The sequence below is a fragment of the Rhodanobacter sp. OR87 genome (assembly GCF_000473345.1).
Classification (GTDB): domain Bacteria; phylum Pseudomonadota; class Gammaproteobacteria; order Xanthomonadales; family Rhodanobacteraceae; genus Rhodanobacter; species Rhodanobacter denitrificans.
Genome location: NZ_AXBJ01000010.1, coordinates 17401 through 35590 on the forward strand (window position 1 = coordinate 17401; position 18190 = coordinate 35590).

General features: G+C 66.5%; 16 protein-coding genes. 4 read left to right on the forward strand and 12 right to left on the reverse strand.

Features of this window, described 5'->3' with window-relative positions:
- Positions 1-2: 2 nt before the first annotated feature.
- The 8 genes from RHOOR87_RS0110495 to RHOOR87_RS0110530 are packed head-to-tail and all read right to left on the reverse strand — an operon-like array spanning position 3 to position 9208.
- Entirely contained in the window at positions 3-1064 is a 1062-nt protein-coding gene (locus tag RHOOR87_RS0110495) for a FemAB family XrtA/PEP-CTERM system-associated protein (RefSeq protein ID WP_007511479.1), read from the reverse strand.
- A 13-nt stretch (positions 1065-1077) separates the two neighbouring features.
- Positions 1078-1989: an XrtA system polysaccharide deacetylase gene (locus tag RHOOR87_RS0110500; protein ID WP_007511481.1), complete on the reverse strand. Its 912-nt coding sequence runs from the start codon at positions 1987-1989 to the stop codon at positions 1078-1080.
- Positions 1986-3050 carry an XrtA/PEP-CTERM system-associated ATPase gene (locus RHOOR87_RS0110505; protein WP_015448572.1) on the reverse strand — a complete coding sequence of 355 codons (1065 nt, stop codon included), beginning with the start codon at positions 3048-3050 and terminating at the stop codon, positions 1986-1988. Before RHOOR87_RS0110505 ends, RHOOR87_RS0110500 begins: the two co-directional genes overlap by 4 nt.
- A 7-nt stretch (positions 3051-3057) precedes the next feature.
- Entirely contained in the window at positions 3058-4599 is a 1542-nt protein-coding gene (locus tag RHOOR87_RS0110510) for a TIGR03016 family PEP-CTERM system-associated outer membrane protein (protein WP_027484988.1), read from the reverse strand.
- Positions 4600-5514, reverse strand: a complete 915-nt coding sequence (locus RHOOR87_RS0110515; protein ID WP_027484989.1) for an AAA family ATPase — start codon at positions 5512-5514, stop codon at positions 4600-4602.
- The gene (locus RHOOR87_RS0110520; protein WP_027484990.1) at positions 5511-7100 is read right to left on the reverse strand and encodes an XrtA system polysaccharide chain length determinant; all 1590 of its coding nucleotides are present in this window, start codon (positions 7098-7100) and stop codon (positions 5511-5513) included. The genes RHOOR87_RS0110515 and RHOOR87_RS0110520 overlap by 4 nt, the downstream gene beginning before the upstream one ends.
- A 55-nt stretch (positions 7101-7155) precedes the next feature.
- A complete protein-coding gene (locus RHOOR87_RS0110525) occupies positions 7156-7869 on the reverse strand; it encodes an XrtA/PEP-CTERM system exopolysaccharide export protein (RefSeq protein ID WP_231381765.1) in 714 nt (237 codons plus the stop codon).
- The gene (locus RHOOR87_RS0110530; RefSeq protein WP_027484992.1) at positions 7808-9208 is read right to left on the reverse strand and encodes a TIGR03013 family XrtA/PEP-CTERM system glycosyltransferase; all 1401 of its coding nucleotides are present in this window, start codon (positions 9206-9208) and stop codon (positions 7808-7810) included. Before RHOOR87_RS0110530 ends, RHOOR87_RS0110525 begins: the two co-directional genes overlap by 62 nt.
- 316 nt (positions 9209-9524) lie before the next feature.
- Here RHOOR87_RS0110530 and RHOOR87_RS0110535 point away from each other — a divergent pair, with 316 nt between their 5' ends.
- Together RHOOR87_RS0110535 and RHOOR87_RS0110540 are read left to right on the forward strand one after the other, a co-directional pair.
- A complete protein-coding gene (locus tag RHOOR87_RS0110535) occupies positions 9525-9800 on the forward strand; it encodes a hypothetical protein (RefSeq protein WP_015448576.1) in 276 nt (91 codons plus the stop codon).
- Positions 9801-10739 carry a LysM peptidoglycan-binding domain-containing protein gene (locus RHOOR87_RS0110540; RefSeq protein ID WP_027484993.1) on the forward strand — a complete coding sequence of 313 codons (939 nt, stop codon included), beginning with the start codon at positions 9801-9803 and terminating at the stop codon, positions 10737-10739.
- A gap of 9 nt (positions 10740-10748) precedes the next feature.
- On the opposite strand, the gene RHOOR87_RS0110545 is transcribed toward RHOOR87_RS0110540, so the two are convergent.
- Together RHOOR87_RS0110545 and RHOOR87_RS0110550 are read right to left on the reverse strand one after the other, a co-directional pair.
- A complete protein-coding gene (locus RHOOR87_RS0110545) occupies positions 10749-12452 on the reverse strand; it encodes a protein kinase (protein WP_015448578.1) in 1704 nt (567 codons plus the stop codon).
- On the reverse strand, positions 12449-12955 hold the full coding sequence (locus RHOOR87_RS0110550; RefSeq protein WP_015448579.1) for an FHA domain-containing protein: 507 nt from the start codon (positions 12953-12955) through the stop codon (positions 12449-12451). The genes RHOOR87_RS0110545 and RHOOR87_RS0110550 overlap by 4 nt, the downstream gene beginning before the upstream one ends.
- A 204-nt stretch (positions 12956-13159) precedes the next feature.
- On the opposite strand from RHOOR87_RS0110550, the gene RHOOR87_RS0110555 reads away from it, so the two are divergent.
- Both RHOOR87_RS0110555 and RHOOR87_RS0110560 read left to right on the forward strand, forming a co-directional pair.
- Entirely contained in the window at positions 13160-13594 is a 435-nt protein-coding gene (locus RHOOR87_RS0110555; RefSeq protein WP_007511504.1) for a PepSY domain-containing protein, read from the forward strand.
- Positions 13595-13677: 83 nt separating this feature from the next.
- The gene (locus RHOOR87_RS0110560) at positions 13678-15330 is read left to right on the forward strand and encodes a M28 family metallopeptidase (protein ID WP_015448580.1); all 1653 of its coding nucleotides are present in this window, start codon (positions 13678-13680) and stop codon (positions 15328-15330) included.
- A 94-nt stretch (positions 15331-15424) separates the two neighbouring features.
- Here the strand turns inward: RHOOR87_RS0110560 and RHOOR87_RS0110565 are convergent, their stop codons facing one another.
- Together RHOOR87_RS0110565 and RHOOR87_RS0110570 are read right to left on the reverse strand one after the other, a co-directional pair.
- Complete coding sequence (locus tag RHOOR87_RS0110565) at positions 15425-16426, reverse strand: alpha/beta hydrolase-fold protein (RefSeq protein ID WP_015448581.1); 1002 nt, start codon at positions 16424-16426, stop codon at positions 15425-15427.
- A complete protein-coding gene (locus RHOOR87_RS0110570; RefSeq protein ID WP_015448582.1) occupies positions 16426-18048 on the reverse strand; it encodes an alpha-glucosidase family protein in 1623 nt (540 codons plus the stop codon). Before RHOOR87_RS0110570 ends, RHOOR87_RS0110565 begins: the two co-directional genes overlap by 1 nt.
- Positions 18049-18190 lie beyond the last annotated feature (142 nt).

Sequence of the window (18190 nt, forward strand, 5' to 3'; positions counted from 1 at the left end):
GGCTAACCCAGATCCCGCGCAAGCCACGGCCCCAGCGCACGGCTCACCGGCAGCGGCAGCCGCTTCCACGCTTCGATGAACAGGCCGTACTTGCTGTTCGCGGGGCTGATATTGGGAACGGTCCCGGCACGCACCAGGTAATAGGCATAGGGCAGCGGTTGCGGCTCGAAGCCCCAGTGCTTCTTGAAGTGGTAGGAACCGCTGTCCCGTTTGCTGCGGCCGTAGTCGAACAACCGGGCGCCGCGCTCCACCGCACGTTGCATCACCGCCCAGTACATGAAATCGTTGGCCGCCAGATCGCGGCCACGCGCCACGCTGCCGCCGTAGTACGGATGCACCTCGTCGCGAAAGTAGAAGCTCATGACCGCGGCCACCGGCTGCCCCTGGTGGGTGACCACGGTAACCTCGCAATCCTGGCCAAACGCCTGCTGCAGGCTCGCGTAATAGTTGCGCGACAACACCGGCGTACCCAGATTGCGCACGCTCTCGGCGTACACCCGGTAGAACTCGGCGATGCTGCCGTCGTGGCGCGCCTGCAAGCCGGCGCCAACGCCCTTGCGCACCATGGCGCGCTGCTTGCGCGGGATCGCCTTGAGATTCGTGTCGTGGTCCGCACAGATTGCCTTGCGGAAGCTGACGTACAGATCCTTGACCGGCCACGCGGGGTGGCGCAGTTCGCGGTCGCGCAGTTCGAGATAATCGACACGCAATTCGTCGGCGAGCGCGCCAGCGGCCTCGGTGAGCTGTGCCTCGCTGTCCGGGTCGTCCGCCACCACCCCGCCGTACACGCAGAATGGCGTCGAGATCAGCGCGTGACCGAACAGCCGGCTGCGCATCTCGGTGAGCGGCAGCACGCCCGTGATCGCCCCGTCCCGTTCCGCGTACAAATAGTGGCAACGATGGCCAAGCACCTGTTCGAGGATTCCGCGCCAGGCCACCCGGTGGAAAAACGTGGCCCGCGAAGCGCCGCCGACAAACGCGTCCCAGCGCTGCTCGTCGCCTCTTTCCAGGCGCTTGACGACGCAAGGATTGGCGGAATGGCTGTCGTCCGCGCGGTCGAGCATGTCGCATCCCCCGTCAATGCGCATAGAGTTCGACGGCCTGCAGCGCCACCACCGGGTAGTCGGCGTGGCTGCGGGCGAGAAATACCCGATCCATGCGGTCGAAACGGAAATCGCGCACGAGCCGCTCGAGTCGGGGCGTCGTGCGGCTCAGGTTCAAATAGTGGCGCACCCGATTCCTGAGCGTCGCGCCGGGCACCCGTGGCTGCTGCGGATCCACTTCCCATGGATGGAAATAGAACACTCCGGCGCGCCGCTCGCGCCGGTTGACGCGTCGCAGGCCGCGCCTGAACAGCGCATACGGCAGCAGGCGAAAATAGCCGCCGCCGCCGCACGGCCAGTTGCGCCCGCACAGGCGCACCGTCGTCACCGGGATCTCGAGCAGGCCGGAACGCTCCGCGAAAAACGGAAATCTCGGCGCCGCCGGCATGCCGTACAAATCGTGATGAATCGGCACGATGCTGGAACTGTAGCGGTAACCGGCTTCGTGCAATTCGTCGTGGGCCCACATCGTGGTGGGTCCGATCGAATAACTGGGTGCCCGATAGCCATGCACTGCAGTGCCGGTAACGTCTTCCAGCAGACGTTTTGTACGCGTGATGCTGTCGCGAAACTCCGCCCGGCTCAGATGCGTCAAACGCTCGTGGCCGAAACCGTGGCTCGCTATCTCATGGCCGGCGGCGCTGATGTCGCGCACCAGCGCAGGGAAGCGCTCCGCCACCCAGCCCAGCACGAAGAAGGTGGCATGCACACCGTTCCGCTCGAAAAGCTCCAGCACGCGCCGGGTATTGCCTTCGACGCGGACGGGCCAGTGCGGCCAGTCCTCGCGCCGTATGCACTCCTCGAAGGCTGCCACCTGGAAATAATCCTCCACATCCACCGTCATGGCGTTGGTGACCGGATCGCGCGGTGGCGGCAAGGCGCTCATTTGCCTTCCTGGCTCGAACGCGGATAGCGCATGTCGGTGATCACGGCCTCGTCCACGGCCGGTGCCATCGACGACGCAGCCAGCAGCACTTCCCTGCGCCGGACCTCTTCGCGCAGCAGCTGCAACATGAATTTGCTGCGTTCGAGATCCATCGAGGCGAGCCCGCCATCCCGTTGCGATGACGCGGCGTCACGCGTCAGGTCCAGGTCCTGGAGCGCGGCGGATACTTCCAGTGTCGGCGGCACGCCCGGCATCTCGTCGCGGATCTCGTCGAGCACGACGGTGAGCGCCGCCTGGTCCAGGTCGTGCAGTTCTTCCAGGTAACCGTGCAGCAGCAGCCGGTCCATGATGAGGTTGATCTTGCGCGGGATCCCGCGGCTGGCCCGGTAAACCCCGGTAAAAATTTCGGGTGCCAAGTCCGGATCGTTGCTCCAGCCGACGGTATGCAGGCGGTGCAGGATGTACGCGCGGCTTTCCTCCTCGCTCATCGGCTCAAGCCGATGGGAGGCGATGATGCGCTGACGCAACTGTTCCATGTGGTTGCTGACCATGACGCGCCGCAGTTCGGTCTGGCCGACCAGGAATATCTGCAGGAGCGCACGGCCCTTGAACTCGAGATTCGACAGAATGCGCAGCATCTCCAGTGCCGCCGCGGTAAGCGTCTGCGCCTCGTCCACCACCAGCAGGGCATGCGCCTGACGGGCGTGCAGCGAAATAAGGTGCCGCTTCACATCCTGCAGCAGGGCCTCCTTGCTGCGTCCGTCATAGGGCAGGTCCAGCGCCGAAGCCACGGCCGGCAGGATGTCGTCGCCATCGAGATTGGCCGAGGCGATGCTGGCTACGGCAAGGTTGCGATGCGAGAGTTCCTCGAACAGCTTCTGGATGAGCAGCGTCTTGCCGGTGCCGACTGCACCGGTGATCACCACGAAGCCTTCGCCCTGCTCGAAACCGTAGAGCAGGTACGCCATGGCGCGCTTGTGGCCCTTGCTGGGAAACAGCATTCCCGGATCCGGGGTCAGCTGGAAAGGCTTGCCGCGCAGCTTGTAGAACGCCTGATACATGCCGCCCTCAGAACAGGTGGGTGAACTGCAGGAAAATCACGTTGGCGCGGTACCCGCGCACATCCGACGCCGCCGCACGCACACGGCGGGAGTCGCGGCGCAGCCGCAGGCTGGCGAAGTCTTTCGGGTCGAGTTGATGCACGAGCTCGAGTTGCGCGTACTGGCTGTAGTTGGTTTGCCCGTCCTGGTAGCGGTAACGCTGCCAGCCATAAGTGGGAGTCAGGGTGGTCAACGCGCCGATATCGAACAGCCAGCTGACATGCGCATTCGCCACTCTTTCCTTGGCGCTGTTCAGCAGAAAATAGATGCGCCGCTCGTCGTACAGCATCACCCTCAACATGCCAATGGGCATCTCGTAGGCGGCCGATGCGGTGGCGCGCTTCATGAGGTAAACCCGCTGCTCCCTGAGTGCGGGAATCCCGGGCAGTCCGATCGACGGGATCGCGTCCAACCCCTGCCCCAGCAACTGCTGGTTGATGTCGGTGGGTCGTTCCACGTAACTTGCGGACGTCGTCAGCAAGGCGGCGGTACGCGTCCAGGACAACTGGTAGCTGCGGCCATAGAACCGGTGGCCGACCAGTACCTTGAAATCATTCAGCGTACTGGACCATTCGACGCCGGCGTCCCAGAAGCTTGCGCCCAGCCGGTCCACCGTGCCATCCGCGAGGTACTTGTTTTCCTTGCCGACGTCGGCGATCAAGCTGACGTTGTCATGGACCGGCACAGCGGCTCCCAGCCTGGCCATCGAAAAACGCGAGCTGCGCCCGGCATCGGATTCCAGACGCTGGTCGAAATAGCCGAAGTTCCAGCTCCATGTTTCGTACTGCGGGCTCACCAGGCTGAGCTGCAGGGCGTTGCTGGTGATGTCGGACACGCCGGTCAACGAATCGTTGTTTTGCGCGGCAATGCCCCTGGTGTTGTACAGCACGCGCCCATAGCTGTAGCGCAGCATCGCGGTGCCCACGCTGCCGAGATCCTGGACCCAGTACGGACTGAGCGTGGCGCGCGCGATATTGGCGCGGTTGTTGTCCAGGAAAAACGTGCCCGACCCGGCCGGCAATTCGCTGTTGATGACCGCGCGCCCGTACAGCGCACTGCCGTCGAGGAACAAATGCCGCGGAAGCAGGGTGAGCGTGCCGTGGGCGTCGAGGTTCTGCGCCACCTGGTTATGGCGCGATTGCCCCGAATACAGATATCCGGTGAGCGCGTAGTTCAACACTCCGGAAAACCGCGGCCCGCTGTAGGCCGACTTGATGAACGGCTGGACCTCGGTGATCCAGCTGCTCTGTTTCGGTTTGCCGCTGGGCGCCAGCATGAGGTTGTCGGTGTACAGCTCACCGAGCGTGACGCCCATGACCACTCCCGGAGAGTCGATGCTCGGCTGCGGGATGACGCCCGGCGGCAGATTCTCGGAACTGTCGGCGAATCCGCCGGCAGCCGAATCCAGCACGGGCGGCGCCTGCGGATCCGCGCTCTGGGCCGCCGCCCCGGTCAGCCAGCCTCCGAGGGCGATCGACGACAAGACGACCGACGCCGACAGCGCACGCATCTAGGCTTCCCCGGCAAGGCGGCCCCGGGGATACAGGCCATAGTAGCTGTAGTAGTAGTTCTCGCTTGCCGGCAGGCAGCTCATGTTGAGAATCAGGCCGACATATGGCGAGCCGTTCAAACTTTGCAGCGCCGAATGGACCGCATGCTGGCCCGTCTGACTCGCGGCGACCACCATGACAACCTGGCCCATGTGGGAAGCCAGCACCTGCGATTCCGAGGTCGCCAGCAAGGGCGAAGAGTCGAACACCACCAGGCGGCGCAGATGGCGGCCGCCAAGTTCTTCGAGGACCTGCTCCATGCGCAGGCTGCTGAACAACTCGGCCGTCAGCGGATGGCGTTTCCCTACCGGCACCACCAGCAGATTCGGCACATCGGTCCGCACGATGACCTCGGCGGGCTGGCGCCGTTCGTCCACCAGCACGTCCATCAGGCCAGGCTGCCCGTCGAGTCCCAAGGCGCGGGTGATATGGCATTTCGGTATGTCGCCGTCCACCAGCAACACCTCGAAATCCAGCTCGCGCGCCAGACTCAAGGCCAGGTTCACTGCGGTAAAGGTCTTGCCTTCTCCAGGCAACGCGCTGGTTACCACAATGCGCTCTGCGTGCGCCAATACCTTGGCGCCTTTTCCGATGGCATTGTCCATCAATGGCCGTTTGACGCGGCGAAGCTCATCGGCAAGCCGATCGTTCGCCTCATCACCCGTCGGGAGCAGACCGGCGCGCTCGAGCGCGCCTTGATCCACGTGCCAGAGCGGCGTGGTTTCCGCGGCCTGATCCACCGTCCGCGCCCTGCCGGACAAACGCTCGATCGTCGACGCCGGATGCGCTGGCTCCTCCACGTCGACCAGTGGCGGAACCGGCGGCTCAGGCTGCAGGGTCTTGAGCTTCTCGACCGCCTTCTCAACGATGCTCATGCGACCCCCACCACGAAGAAGTGCTGTACCAGCTGGGTAAGCTGTCCGTCAAAGGCGAACCCCAGCGCCAACACCACGGCCAGCAGGCCAGCCCCGGTGCAAAACCCGACCACTTCGCGGCGTTGATCCTGGCGCCGCGACGGCGACTCGATCAAGCTGAGCGCACCGAGCACGGGATAATCGCCGGACTCCCGCAAAGTCTTGAGGCTCACGAACACCGGATTCACCTTATGCAGGAGATATGCAAACGCGCCGCCGATAGCCAGCGCCAGCGTGAGCACCAGCAATAGCAGCAGTCCGCGCTTCGGGCTCACCGGCAGCAGCGGAACGACCGGCGGATTGATGACACGGAATTTCAGATTGTTGCCGCTCTGCGTTGCGTCCTGGGACAGCTCGGCCGTGTTCAGACGCTCCACCAGCTGGTCGTACTGCTTCTTGGTGACGTCGTAATTGCGCATCAACCGCTGCAAGGTGGCCTGCACGTCGGAAATCTTGTCCACATTGCCCTTGAGGTCGGCAATCTGCCGTTTCTGCAAGGCGACTTGCGTGGCCAGCGTCTGGATGCTGACCTGGGTGGAATACATGGACTTCTGCATTTCCTGGTACACCGGATTATCCGAGACCACGCCCATCACCGAGGTCCCGGGGGCATTCTTCTGCATGGCTTTGCGCCGCTCCTGCAGCTGCGCGATCATGCGCCGGGCGGAAATCACGTCCGGGTATTCGTCCGTATAACTCAGCAACAGCTGGTTGAGCCGTTGCTGGTAAGACGCAATCTGCGTGTCGATCTCCTGGGTGCGTGGATCGATTCCCGACGAAGTCGGGCCGCTGCTCGCCAGGGAGCGCATCTGCTGCTGGATGGTCGCGCGGCTGGCGACGGCCGTGTCGTACTGGTCCTGCAGGTTCTGCAGCTGGGTCTCGGCCGCCTGCAGCCGCGTGGAATAGCTGCTGCCGCCCTGGTTCGGGATGTAGCCGACATTGGCCTTCTGGAAATCCGCGAGTTTCTGCTCCGCCTCGTTCAGACGGTTGCTGTAAGCCTGGACCTGCTGCTGCAGGAAATTCTGCGCCGTGTCGGTGGATACGGTATTCGCGCCCAGCGTGTCGTTCATGAGTATCTGCAGGAACGCCTGGACCACCTTCTGCGCCATCTTGGGGTTGGGGTCGGCATAGCTGAGGTTGTAGAGGTCCTTGGGGCCAGCACCCTTCACCGTGACGGCAGCGCCGAGGTTCTCCAGCAACTCGTCCTTGTCCGCCGGGGTGGTGGCGCGCAGGGACAGCCCGGTCTTGTCCGCCACGGCCTCGAGATTGGGGCGCGAAAGCAGGGTCTGGGTAATGATCTGGAGGCGCCCACGCACATCGGGCTGCACCGCCACCCCGCGCAGCAGCGGATTCGTCAACGCCTCGGTGTCGGCATACACCTGGGCACTGGCCGCGTACTTGTTCGGCAGGCTGAACACCAGCATCGCGCCGACGATCGCCACGCACCACGCGACGATCAGCGCATGCCAGCGATAGCGCCAGGTGGTGCGCGCCTCCAGCAGCACATGCTGAAACAACTCACGCAAATCGATCGATTGTTTCTGCATCACTTGCCTTCCCCGATGTCGTCGACGGTTGCCATGTATTCGTGCGCGTCGCGCGTCAAAGCAATGACTGCGGAATGATCAGGATGTCGCCGGGATGCATGACCATGTTGTACTTGATGGCACCGTTCATCAGGTCGCCGAGCCGCACCGGGATGGTCTGCTCGCTGCCGTCGGGCAGGCGACGCGCCACCTTCGCGTCGTTGCCAGCGGCGAATTTGGCCAGGCCACCGACTTCGATCATCACGTCGAGCAGGGTCATGCCGCTGCGGTACGGGACCGCCTTGGGCATCGCTGCCTGCCCGACGACGCGCACCTGCTGGCTATAGGCGCCGACGAAACTCTTGACGATCACGGTCACCAGCGGCGAACGGACGTAGCGGCTCAACGCGCTTTCCAGGTCGCCAGCCAATTTTTCCGGGGTTTCGCCGGCGGCCACGATGGATTGCACCAGCGGGATGGAGATACGTCCGTCGGGGCGCACCGGCACCGTGGTGCTCAGGCTGGGATTGTCGCGCACGAAAATTTCCAGCGAGTCGCCCGGACCGATGATGTAGTGCTCCGTCGTCGTCGGCGGCGCCGCGGCCGACCCATCGATGACCGGTGCACTTCTGCAGCCGCCAAGCAGCAAGGCAGCCGCTATCATCAGCCAGAAGACGCAGTTTCCCGGGAGCGGTCTCATCGCATGTTCTCCTCTGTTCCCTTCGATTTCAGCGTGCACCACGCCCGAACAGCACCACTTCCACGGTCTGGACCAGGATGGCCAGATCAAACACGAGGTTGTGGTTCTTCACGTAAAACAGGTCGAAATTCAGCTTCTGCTCGGCGTCCTCCAGGGACGAACCGTACGGGTAGCGCAGCTGGGCCCAGCCGGTCAGCCCCGGCTTCACGCAATGGCGCAAGCGGTAATAGCAGATGCGCGTGTTGAAGTCGGCCACGAACTGCGGTCGCTCCGGGCGCGGGCCAATGATGCTCATGTCGCCGCGCAGCACGTTCCAGAGCTGCGGCAGCTCGTCCAGCCGGGCGTTGCGGATGAAATGCCCGACCCGGGTCACCCGGCCGTCGTTCTTGCTGGCCCAGCGGGCCACCCCGTCGCGCTCGGCGTCGATGCACATGCTGCGGAACTTGATCAGCGAAAACAGCTCGCCGTTTTCGCCCACTCGTTCCTGGTGGTACAGGATCGGCACGCCGCGACCTGACTCCAGCCGGATGGCCAGGGCCGTCAACAGCATCAATGGCCACGCCACCAGCAAGACCAGCGCGGCGACGACCACGTCGAAAGCCCGCTTGATCGTGCGCCGCACCGGCGAGCTGTTGAAGCCATCCGAAAAGACCAGCCACGAGGGGTTGGTGAGATCCATCTTGATCCTGCCGGCCTCGCGCTCGAAAAACTCGGTGAGCTCGGTCACTGCCACGCCGCGCTGCTTGCATTCCAACAACGCGTCCACCGGCAAGGTGCCGCGGCGATCGTCCGGCCCCACCACGATTTCGTCCACGCCAAAGCGGGCCGCCCATTCGTACAGGGCCCCGTCGGGATGCAGCAGCAAAGGCGCGGAAATGGACACCGGATCGGTACCGACCGGCACGTAACCCAGGACCTTGAACCCGCGCTGATCAGTCCTGCGACGCATCTTGTGGCTCACCTCGACGGCGCACTCGCCGGCACCGAACATCACCACCCGGCGCTTGAACAGGTCGGCGTCCACGAACTCCAGGAATGCCGCCCGCCACAACGCCACAACGACGTAGCCCACTACCAGCGTGATGCCCAGAACCCCGCGACCCAGATAGGCCGGAGGAGCCATGTAGTACACCACGGTAAGCGCAATACCGCCCAGCAAGAAGGCAACGCCTTGCCGACTGAGCCGCCCGAGCCAGCCCGCCCGCAGATGGATCTGGTACAGCCCCAGCGCCGTCATCGAGACAATCAGCATCGCCGCCACCAGCAGCCCCCGCCAGTGCAACGCTTGCCTGAATGCATCCTGGGCGCCGGCATCGCCCAGGTAACGCAGCACTACCGCGGCATAGACACTCGCCAGCAACAGTACAAACTCGACCGAGACCAGCAACAATTGCCAGTGCAGTGCACGAAATCGGAATAATCCGTACATGCTTGAGCCTCCCCTGCATCCCCGCAGCGGCCAGTCCTTCCGTCGACAAAACTGCGACGTGAGTCACAATCTTAGGCTTTGCACAAGTGACCTTCCCGTGAAAACGCTGAAGGCTGGTTTGCGCACTGCAAGCCGGGGCGTCGGCATGACGAGTGGCGGGCTGCGGGCGCCACAATCATTCCAATCAGCGCTCGGGTCCGTCATGCCCACACGCCGATCGGCGAAAGGCCGGCCCGGAGCAAGGCCAAGGACGGCACGACTGCGCGGCATGGCCTGACGTGCGAAAATCGGACCAACCACCGATACCCTCTACTTCATGACCACCCAGAAATACGATTTCCGCCAGTTCCAGGAAGAACTGACCAGGCTCGAACGCCAGGCCGAACCGCCGCCGGCCAAGCCGCTCGGCAAGAAGGCCGTGGCGGCGCAGCGGTTGGCGCGGGCGCGCGAGGAATTCCTCGCGTTGCGCCGACGGCATGAATTGAGCGTGGCCGACGTGGTGGCGTTCTTCCCGGAAGAGGAAGGCATCACCTACCTGCAGCAACTGATCGCGGCGGCGCAGGCGAAGCCCCGGCGCACACGGAAGGCCTAGATGAATGCCGCCAGAGCGAAGCTCCACACGATGAACACACCGATCGACGCCCACGCCCTGCCGTCTGACACCACCGGCCGATGGCGAAAGCTGGCGCTGATGGTGACGATGCTGGCCACGCTGGGCGCGGGCGGCTGCAGCTCGCTGCGCGGCGCGCATTCCTCGGTGGTGACCACGCCATCGTCCCCGCCGACGGCGACGGCGGCGTCAACGGCGGCCAGTGCGTCCGGCGGGCGGTCACTGGCCGCGATCGGCAACCAGCTTCAGTCCGGACACTACGCCGAAGGCGAAAAGGCCCTGCGGCACTACCTGGAACAGCATCCGGGCGACCGTGCGGCGCGCGCCATGCTGCGCCAGCTCACCGCCGATCCGCGGCAACTGCTGGGCGAGCGCTGGCGCGCACACGTGGTGCAGCCGGGCGACTCCTACAGCACCCTGGCCGAGCGTTATCTCGGCGACGCGAACCAGTTCCTGATCCTGGCCCGCTACAACGGCTCGACCGACCCTTCGCGGCTGCGCGTCGGCGAGACGCTGCACATGCCGCTGTCTGCCGATGCCGCGGCCGCGGTGCCGGCGGACGCCGTGCTGCCGACGGCGATCGTGCGGGCCAGCGAATCGCCGGCAACGGCGGCGCGCCGACTGCAGGAGGAGAGCGTGTCCCTGCTCGGCCAGGGCCATCGGCAGCAGGCGCTGGCCCGCCTCGACCAGGCGTTGACCCTCGACCCCGGCCTGAAGCCGGCCGGGACCGGCGCGGCGGCGCTGCGCAAGCAACTGCTGGACTCGTACCACGAGCGCGCGATCGTGCTGTACCGCGACCAGCAGCTGGACCAGGCCATCGCGCTGTGGGACCGGATCCTGGCGATCGCGCCGGACTACGAGCCGGCGATCGTCTACCGCACCCGCGCGCGCGAACTCAAGCAGCGGCTCAAGCAATACTGAGCCGCAGCTTCAGGACTCGCCGGCGCCCTCTTCGCTGGCCGCCGACATGATCCGCGTCGGTCGCGTGACGTCCTCGACGGCAGCCGGCGCGGCCATTCCGGACCGGTGCTGGCGGGCCTGCAGCGCGCCGTTCATCAGGTTGAAGGCGGCGAACAGGCGGCCCAGCTCGTCGCGGCGGGCCAGCCGGATGCGATGGCGAAAGTCGCCGCGCGCCACCTTCAGCAACGCGTCGCCCAGCAGGTCCAGCGTGTTGAGCGGGCGACGGAACAGCCAGTAGGCCGCGCCGACCACGGCCGCCAGGGTCAGCACCAGCACCACGGCGATCACCCACAACGTGGTGCGCTGTGCCGCACGCAGCGCCGCATTGCTGATGCCCAGGCGCAGGTCGCCCACCGTCTTGGCCTGGTAATGGATCGGCACGTCGAACAACAGCATGCCGCCCTGCTCGCGCCCGCCCGCGGTGCGGCTGAGGTAGCTCTGGATGTCGCCCGATCGCGGCAGGTACTTTTCCCCATCCGGCGCGGACAGCCGCTGGCCGACCTCCTGCGGCTGCGTGCTGGCGATGACGCCGCCGTCGCGGTCGGCGATCGCCAGGTAGCGGATCTGCCGGTTGCGCGAAACGTCGGTGACCAGCGCGCGGGTGGCGGCCTGGTCGCCGAGCAGCAGGTTCTCGGCCGACTCGCTGGCGATCATGCGCCCCATCGAGCTGCCGAAATCCAGCGCCACGCCGGTCACTGCGGCGCTCTGCTTGGCGTAGATCGCGGCCAGCCCCAGCACCAGCACCAGGCTCAGGATCGCGCCCAGGCTGCTGGCCCAGCGCAGGCGCAGGGAAATGATGCGGGTCGCCAGCGGGTCTTCCCGCTCGCGCTCGTACTCGCGCGCGGCCAGGCGCAGGTCCTCGATGACCTCGGCGCCGCGCTGGTAGCGCGACTCCGCCGCGGGCGCCAGCAGGGTGCGCACGATGCTGACCAGGATCGACGGCGTGGCCGGGTCGCGCGGGCGGATCGGCGGGCGCGGCGAACGCAGGCGCTTCCTGACCAGTTGCTGCGGGTTGCCGATGTCCGGCCACGGCAGCTTGCCGGTGAGCAGCCAGTACAGCACCACGCCCAGCGAGAACAGGTCGCTGCGCGCGTCGGTGCGCTCGCCGCGCAGGCGCTCCAGCGCCATGTAGGCCGGGGTGCCGCCGACTTCCGCGGATACCCCGCCGGCATCGCGCAGCACGCCGCGGCGCTCGGCGATGCCGAAGTCGCTGATCTTGGCGTAGCTCCAGCCGTCGGCCAGCATGATGTTCTCGGGCTTGACGTCGTGGTGCAGCACGCCGCGCGCATGCGCATAGTCGAGCGCCGCGGCGAGCTGACCCACCAGGTCGATGATCACCGGCAGCGACGGAAAGCCTTCGCGGGTGACCGCGCTGGCGAGCGTCTCGCCCGAAAGCCGCTCCATCGCGATGTACGAACGGCCGTCGTCGGTCTCGCCGACGTCGAAGATGGTGACGATGTGCGGGTGGGTCAGGTGGCCGGCGGCGCGCGCCTCGACCAGGAAGCGGCGCCGGTAGACGGGATCGGCGGCAATCTCGCGGTGCAGGCACTTGATCGCCACCTTGCGCTCGATGTCCGGGTCGAAGCCGGCATAGACGACCGCCATCGCGCCTTCGCCGAGGACACCCTCGATGCGGTAGCGGCCGACCTGCTGCGGGATGGCGACCTCGCTCACGGCGACCCGAAGAACCACCACGCCAGCGCGGCCAGCGCGCCCACGGCGGCGAGCAGCACGGCAACGACGATCCGGCGCCGCGATGCCGGTTCCGGTTGGCCGTGCTCGCGGGTCAGGAACACGAACTCCGCCTGCCCCAGCCGGATGTGGTCGCCGTGGCGCAAGGCCGCCTCGTGGATGCGCCGGTCGTTCACGAAGGTGCCGTTGGTGGACAACGTGTTCACGATGACGCAGCGGCCGCGCTGATTGGTGATCCAGGCGTGGTTGCCGGATACGCTGAGGTCGTCGATCACGATCTCGTTGTCGGCGCGGCGGCCGATCGCCTGCCGGCCCGGCCCCAAGGCGAAGCGATGGCCTTCGATGCCGAGGCTGCTGCCTTCCAGCACCGGCTCGCGCACACTGATCGGGCGCTCCGTCGCGCTTTCGGCGTCGCTGGCGTACCGCCGCAACGCCTCGGTGGAAAAAAACCGGGTGCCCTGCGGTCCTGAAGATCGCTCGCTCATCGAAACCTCGTCCCCCTGTCCAGCCGGCACTATAGCCAACTGGTGGCTGCCGGGCACGAGCACAAGATATCGGCGTGCCCGGGAAAAGCTTGACGCCAGCATCACCTGCCTGAACGCGCGCTGCCGCCGGCAGGCCGCATTCACTGCCGGTTGAACGGGTCGACCCGAGACTCGGGTTTCCCGCAAGCAACGAGGTGCCCCGCCATGACCCACAAGCTCGCCCCACTGACCCTCGCCCTGGCGCTGGCAACGCCGGTACTGGTACTCCCCACCGCTGCGGCGGCGCAGCAGGCGATGACCGAACCGCAGGTGCAAAGCCAGCTCACCGCGCAGGGCTACACCAAGGTGCACGACCTGAAGTTCAGGGACGGCATGTGGTACGCCGAGGCCAGGAGCGCAAACGGCAGCCGGGTGGACCTGCGCATCGACGCCGGCACCGGCCAGGTGTATCCGGATGAACAGGTGTCGCGGCTGAGCAAGCAGGACGTGCGCGCGGCGCTGGAAACCCAGGGCTACACGCACGTGCACGACGTGGACTTCGAGGACGGCATGTGGACGGCCAAGGCCAGAAACCCCGCCGGCAACCACGTCAAGCTGAAGATCGACCCCACCAGCGGCAAGGTGATCGGTACGTACTAGGAACATGTCGCCCGGCACCGGATAGACCTGTCGGCGGATGCTCACTACCATCGGGGAACCTCTTCCCCGACCGGTGACTGCCCGTGAAGCGATTGCTCCTCTCCGCCCTGATCATCGCCGCGTGCTCTGCTGCGCAGGCCGCCGACGTCCCGGCCTTCAGCACCGAACGCCTTTCCGCCGAAGTGAAGACGCTGTCCTCGGACGCGTTCGAAGGCCGCGGTCCGGCCACGCCGGCCGAGACGAAGACGATCGACTACGTGGTGGCGCAGATGAAGGCCGCCGGGCTGCAGCCCGGCGGCGACCTCAAGGACGGCAAGCGCGGCTGGACCCAGGCGGTGCCGCTGCGACGCAGCCAGATCATCGGCACGCCGAAGCTCACGCTCGCCCTCGGCGACAAACACGAAGCCCTGAGCCAGGGCGGGCAGATCGCCGTGCGCGCACCGATGGACGGCTCGACCGCGGTGGCGATCGAGAACGCCCCGCTGGTGTTCGTCGGCTACGGCGTCAAGGCGCCGGAGCGCCATTGGGACGACTTCAAGGGCGTCGACCTGCACGGCAAGATCGCCGTGGTGCTGGTCAACGACCCCGACTTCGAGACCGGGCACGGCGACTTCGGCGGCAAGGCGATGACCTACTACGGCCGCTGGACCTACAAGTACGAGGAAGCCGCGCGGCAGGGTGCGCTGGGCCTGCTGATCGTGCACGAAACCGCGCCGGCCTCGTATGGCTGGGCCACGGTGAAGAACTCCAACACCAACACGATGTTCGATATCGTGCGCGACCAGCCCTCGGCCGTGCATCCGCAACTGGAGGCGTGGATCCAGCGCGACCTCGCGGTTGCGATGTTCAAGCACGCCGGGCTGGACTTCGACGCGCTGAAGAAGCAGGCGCAGACGCGGGCGTTCAAGCCGGTGACGCTGAAGGGCGAGAGCCTGTCGGCCAGCTTCAAGGTCGACAAGAGCGTGATCACCTCGCACAACATCGTCGGCCGCATCGAGGGCAGCAAGCACCCGGAGCAGACGGTGATCTACAGCGCGCACTGGGATCACCTCGGCGTCGGCCAGCCCGACGCGAAGGGCGACCGCATCTACAACGGCGCGGTCGACAACGCCACCGGCACCGCGGCGCTGATCGAGCTGGCCCGCGCATTTGCACACGCACCGCGGCCCGAGCGCTCGGTGGTGTTCCTCAACGTCACCGCCGAGGAGAAGGGCCTGCTCGGCTCCGAGTACTACGCCGCCAACCCGCTGTACCCGCTGGCCACCACCGCCGGCGTGCTCAACATGGACGCGCTCGACCCGCACGGCCCCGCGCGCAACTTCACCATTTCCGGCAGCGCCAAGCTGGGCCTGCTGGACGACCTGATCGCCGACGCGAAGCAGTACGGCATGAGCTACACCGCCGACCCGAAGCCGGAGGCCGGCCACTTCTTCCGCTCCGATCATTTCTCGTTCGCCAAGCGCGGCGTGCCGGCGATCTCGTTCGGCTCCGGCAACGACTGGGTCAACGGCGGTCTGAAGGCCGGCAAGGCGGCCGAGGACGAATACGTCGCCAAGCACTACCACCAGCCGTCCGACGAATGGCAGGCCAGCTGGTCGTTCACCGGCATGGCGCGCGACCTGCAGCTGCTCTACGCCGTGGGCAGCCAGCTGGCGAATTCCGGCCAGTGGCCGGACTGGAGCAAGGACTCCGAGTTCCGCGGCATCCGCGACGCCAGCGCCGCCGAGCGGAAATAGGTTCGCGGTCTGTCATCTGCATGTAGGAGCCCGCTAGCGGGCGATGCTTCTGCTCCGGAGATTCAGAGCAAGAGCATCGCCCGCCAGCGGGCTCCTACAACGGTTTTTGCCGGGGCCGGGCGTAGGCCCAGCGCAGGAACGGCGGCAGCATCCGCTTCCATGACGCCTGGTCGTGCTGGCCGCCAGGCAACAGGAACAGCGAGGCATCCGCCCTGCGCGACGGATGTCCCGCGTAGTCCAGGTTGATCGAATAGCCGAGCTGCTTCAGGCCACGTGCGCGAAAGCCGTCGGCGCCGCGATAGCCTTCGAGCAGGTCCTGCACGTCGTCGACCGTATCGTTGATGCCGTCGCCGTCGCGGTCCGCGGTTTCCTCCGTCGTACCCGCCGCGAACCAGAATTTCAGGCCCGCGCGCCCGGGCCCATGATCGACCATCGCCTGTGCCAGCCGCGTGTGCTGGATCGCAGTGGCGCTGCTGCGGTCCGCAGCCAGCCAGAACGAGGGCGAAAACGCGCCGACCTGACCGAATACCTCCGGGTACTGCCAGCCGAGGTTGAACGCGTTCAACGCGCCGAGCGACCAGCCCAGCATCGTGCGCCCGCGCGCGGACCGGCGCGTGCGGTAGTGCGTGTCCACATACGGCACCAGCGCGGTGGCGACCCATGCGGAATAGTCCTGCGCGCGCATACCGATCGGGCCGATCCGCGAACCGCCGACCAGGCTGCGCGCCGCGGCACGGTCGGACAGGCCGTAGCCGCTGGCGCGGTCGTCGAGCATGCGGATCGCCACCACGATCAGCGGCTCGATCGCCTGGTCCCGATACAGCTGCGCCAGGGTCGGCTGCAGGCCGACCGCCGTCATGTCCTGGCCGTCGTTCGCGTACAGCACCGGGTAGCGGCGGCCGGATGCCCGTGCGTAGCCGGGTGGCAGATAGACGGCCACCTTGATTCGCTGCGGCGCGAACGCGGGTGCATCGAACTGCAGTTGCACCGGCTCGTCGCCGGCAACGGCATCCGCCGCGAGGGCGGGCGCGCAGCCGGCAAGCAGCAGCACGCCAAGCAGCCACCACGACACGAGCGGGCGGCGGCGCGGCGCCATTACGCCACGCGGGCGAACCACGCGCCGTGGCCGGGCAATCGCAACCGGCCGCCGTCGAGACAGCCGCTCGCCAGGCCATGGCCATCCAGCGGTTGCAGCTCGCCGGATGCGGCGGGCAAGTCGACGTCGACGGCGGAGCCATCCAGGTTGAACACCACCAGCACGGCCTGCCCGTCCAGGCGGCGGGTGAACGCCAGCACCGGCTCGGCGGTGTCGATGAAGGCGATGTCGCCCCAGCGCAGCGCCGGCTGCGACTTGCGCCAGTGCATGAAGGTGCGGAAGCCGTGCAGTACCGAATGCGCGTCGGCTTCCTGCCGGTTCACCGCCAGCGCGCGGTGCTCCGGCGGCACCGGCAGCCACGGCGTGCCGCGGCTGAAGCCGGCCTGCGCATCGGCGTCGTGCCACGGCATCGGCGTGCGGCAACCGTCGCGGCCCTTGAACTGCGGCCAGAACGCGATGCCGTAGGGGTCCTGCAGCGCCTCGTACGGCAGCTCCGCTTCGGTCAGCCCCAGTTCCTCGCCCTGATAGACACACACCGAGCCGCGCAGGGAACACAGCATCGCGGTGAGCAGGTTGGCCAGTTGCCTGGATGGCTGGCCGCCGCCCCAGCGGGTCAGCACGCGCTCGACGTCGTGATTGGAGATCGCCCAGCACGGCCAGCCGTCGGTCATCTGCGCTTCCAGCGCCTGCACCGTGCCGCGGATGTGCGCGGCGCTGAAGTCGTCGGTGAGCAGCTCGAAGCTGTAGCCCATGTGCAGCCGCCCGGGGCGGGTGTACTCGGCCATCGTCGCCAGCGAATCCTCAGAGGAGATCTCGCCCAGCGTGGCTGCGCCCGGGTAGCGGTCCATCAGCGCGCGCAGCTCGCCGAGGAAGGCCAGGTTCTCCGGCCGCGTGTTGTTGTAGTAGTGGTACTGGAACGCGTACGGGTTGTCCGGGCTGAAGCCGCGGCCGGTGCGCTTCTCCTTCGGCTTGGGCGGGTTGTCGCGCAGTTGGGCGTCGTGGAAACAGAAGTTGATCGCGTCCAGGCGGAAGCCGTCCACGCCCTTGTCGAGCCAGAAGCGCACGCTGTCGAGAATGGCCGCGCGCACGTCGGGATGGTGGAAATTCAGGTCCGGCTGCGAAGTCAGGAAGTTGTGCAGGTAGTACTGGCCGCGGCGCGGCTCCCACTGCCAGGCGCTGCCGCCGAACAGCGACAGCCAGTTGTTCGGCGCGCTGCCGTCGTCCTTCGCCTCGGCCCACACGTACCAGTCGGCGCGCGGGTTGTCGCGGCTCTGCCGGCTTTCGCGGAACCACGCGTGCTCGGCCGAGGTGTGGCTGAGTACCTGGTCGATCATCACCTTCAGCCCCAGCGCGTGCGCCTTCGCCAGCAGCGCGTCGAAATCCGCCAGCGTGCCGAACAACGGATCGACGTCGCGGTAGTCGGCGATGTCGTAGCCGAAGTCGGCCATCGGCGACTTGAAAAACGGCGCGATCCAGATCGCGTCCACGCCAAGGCCGGTCACGTAGTCGAGCCGCTCGATGATGCCCGGCAGATCGCCCACGCCGTCGCCGTCCGTGTCGAGAAAACTGCGCGGATAGATCTGGTAGGTGACGGCTCCGCGCCACCAGGGTGCATCACTCATTAGGACGTGTCCCCGCGATGAGGCGGGCACATTTGCGCACCCGTCATGGAATGGCGATCAGCTTAGCCTCAGCCCTGTTGCGATCAGCACCGGTGTGCATACGTATTCATTCGTGCTGCAGCTGCCGCATGCCGCGCCTGCG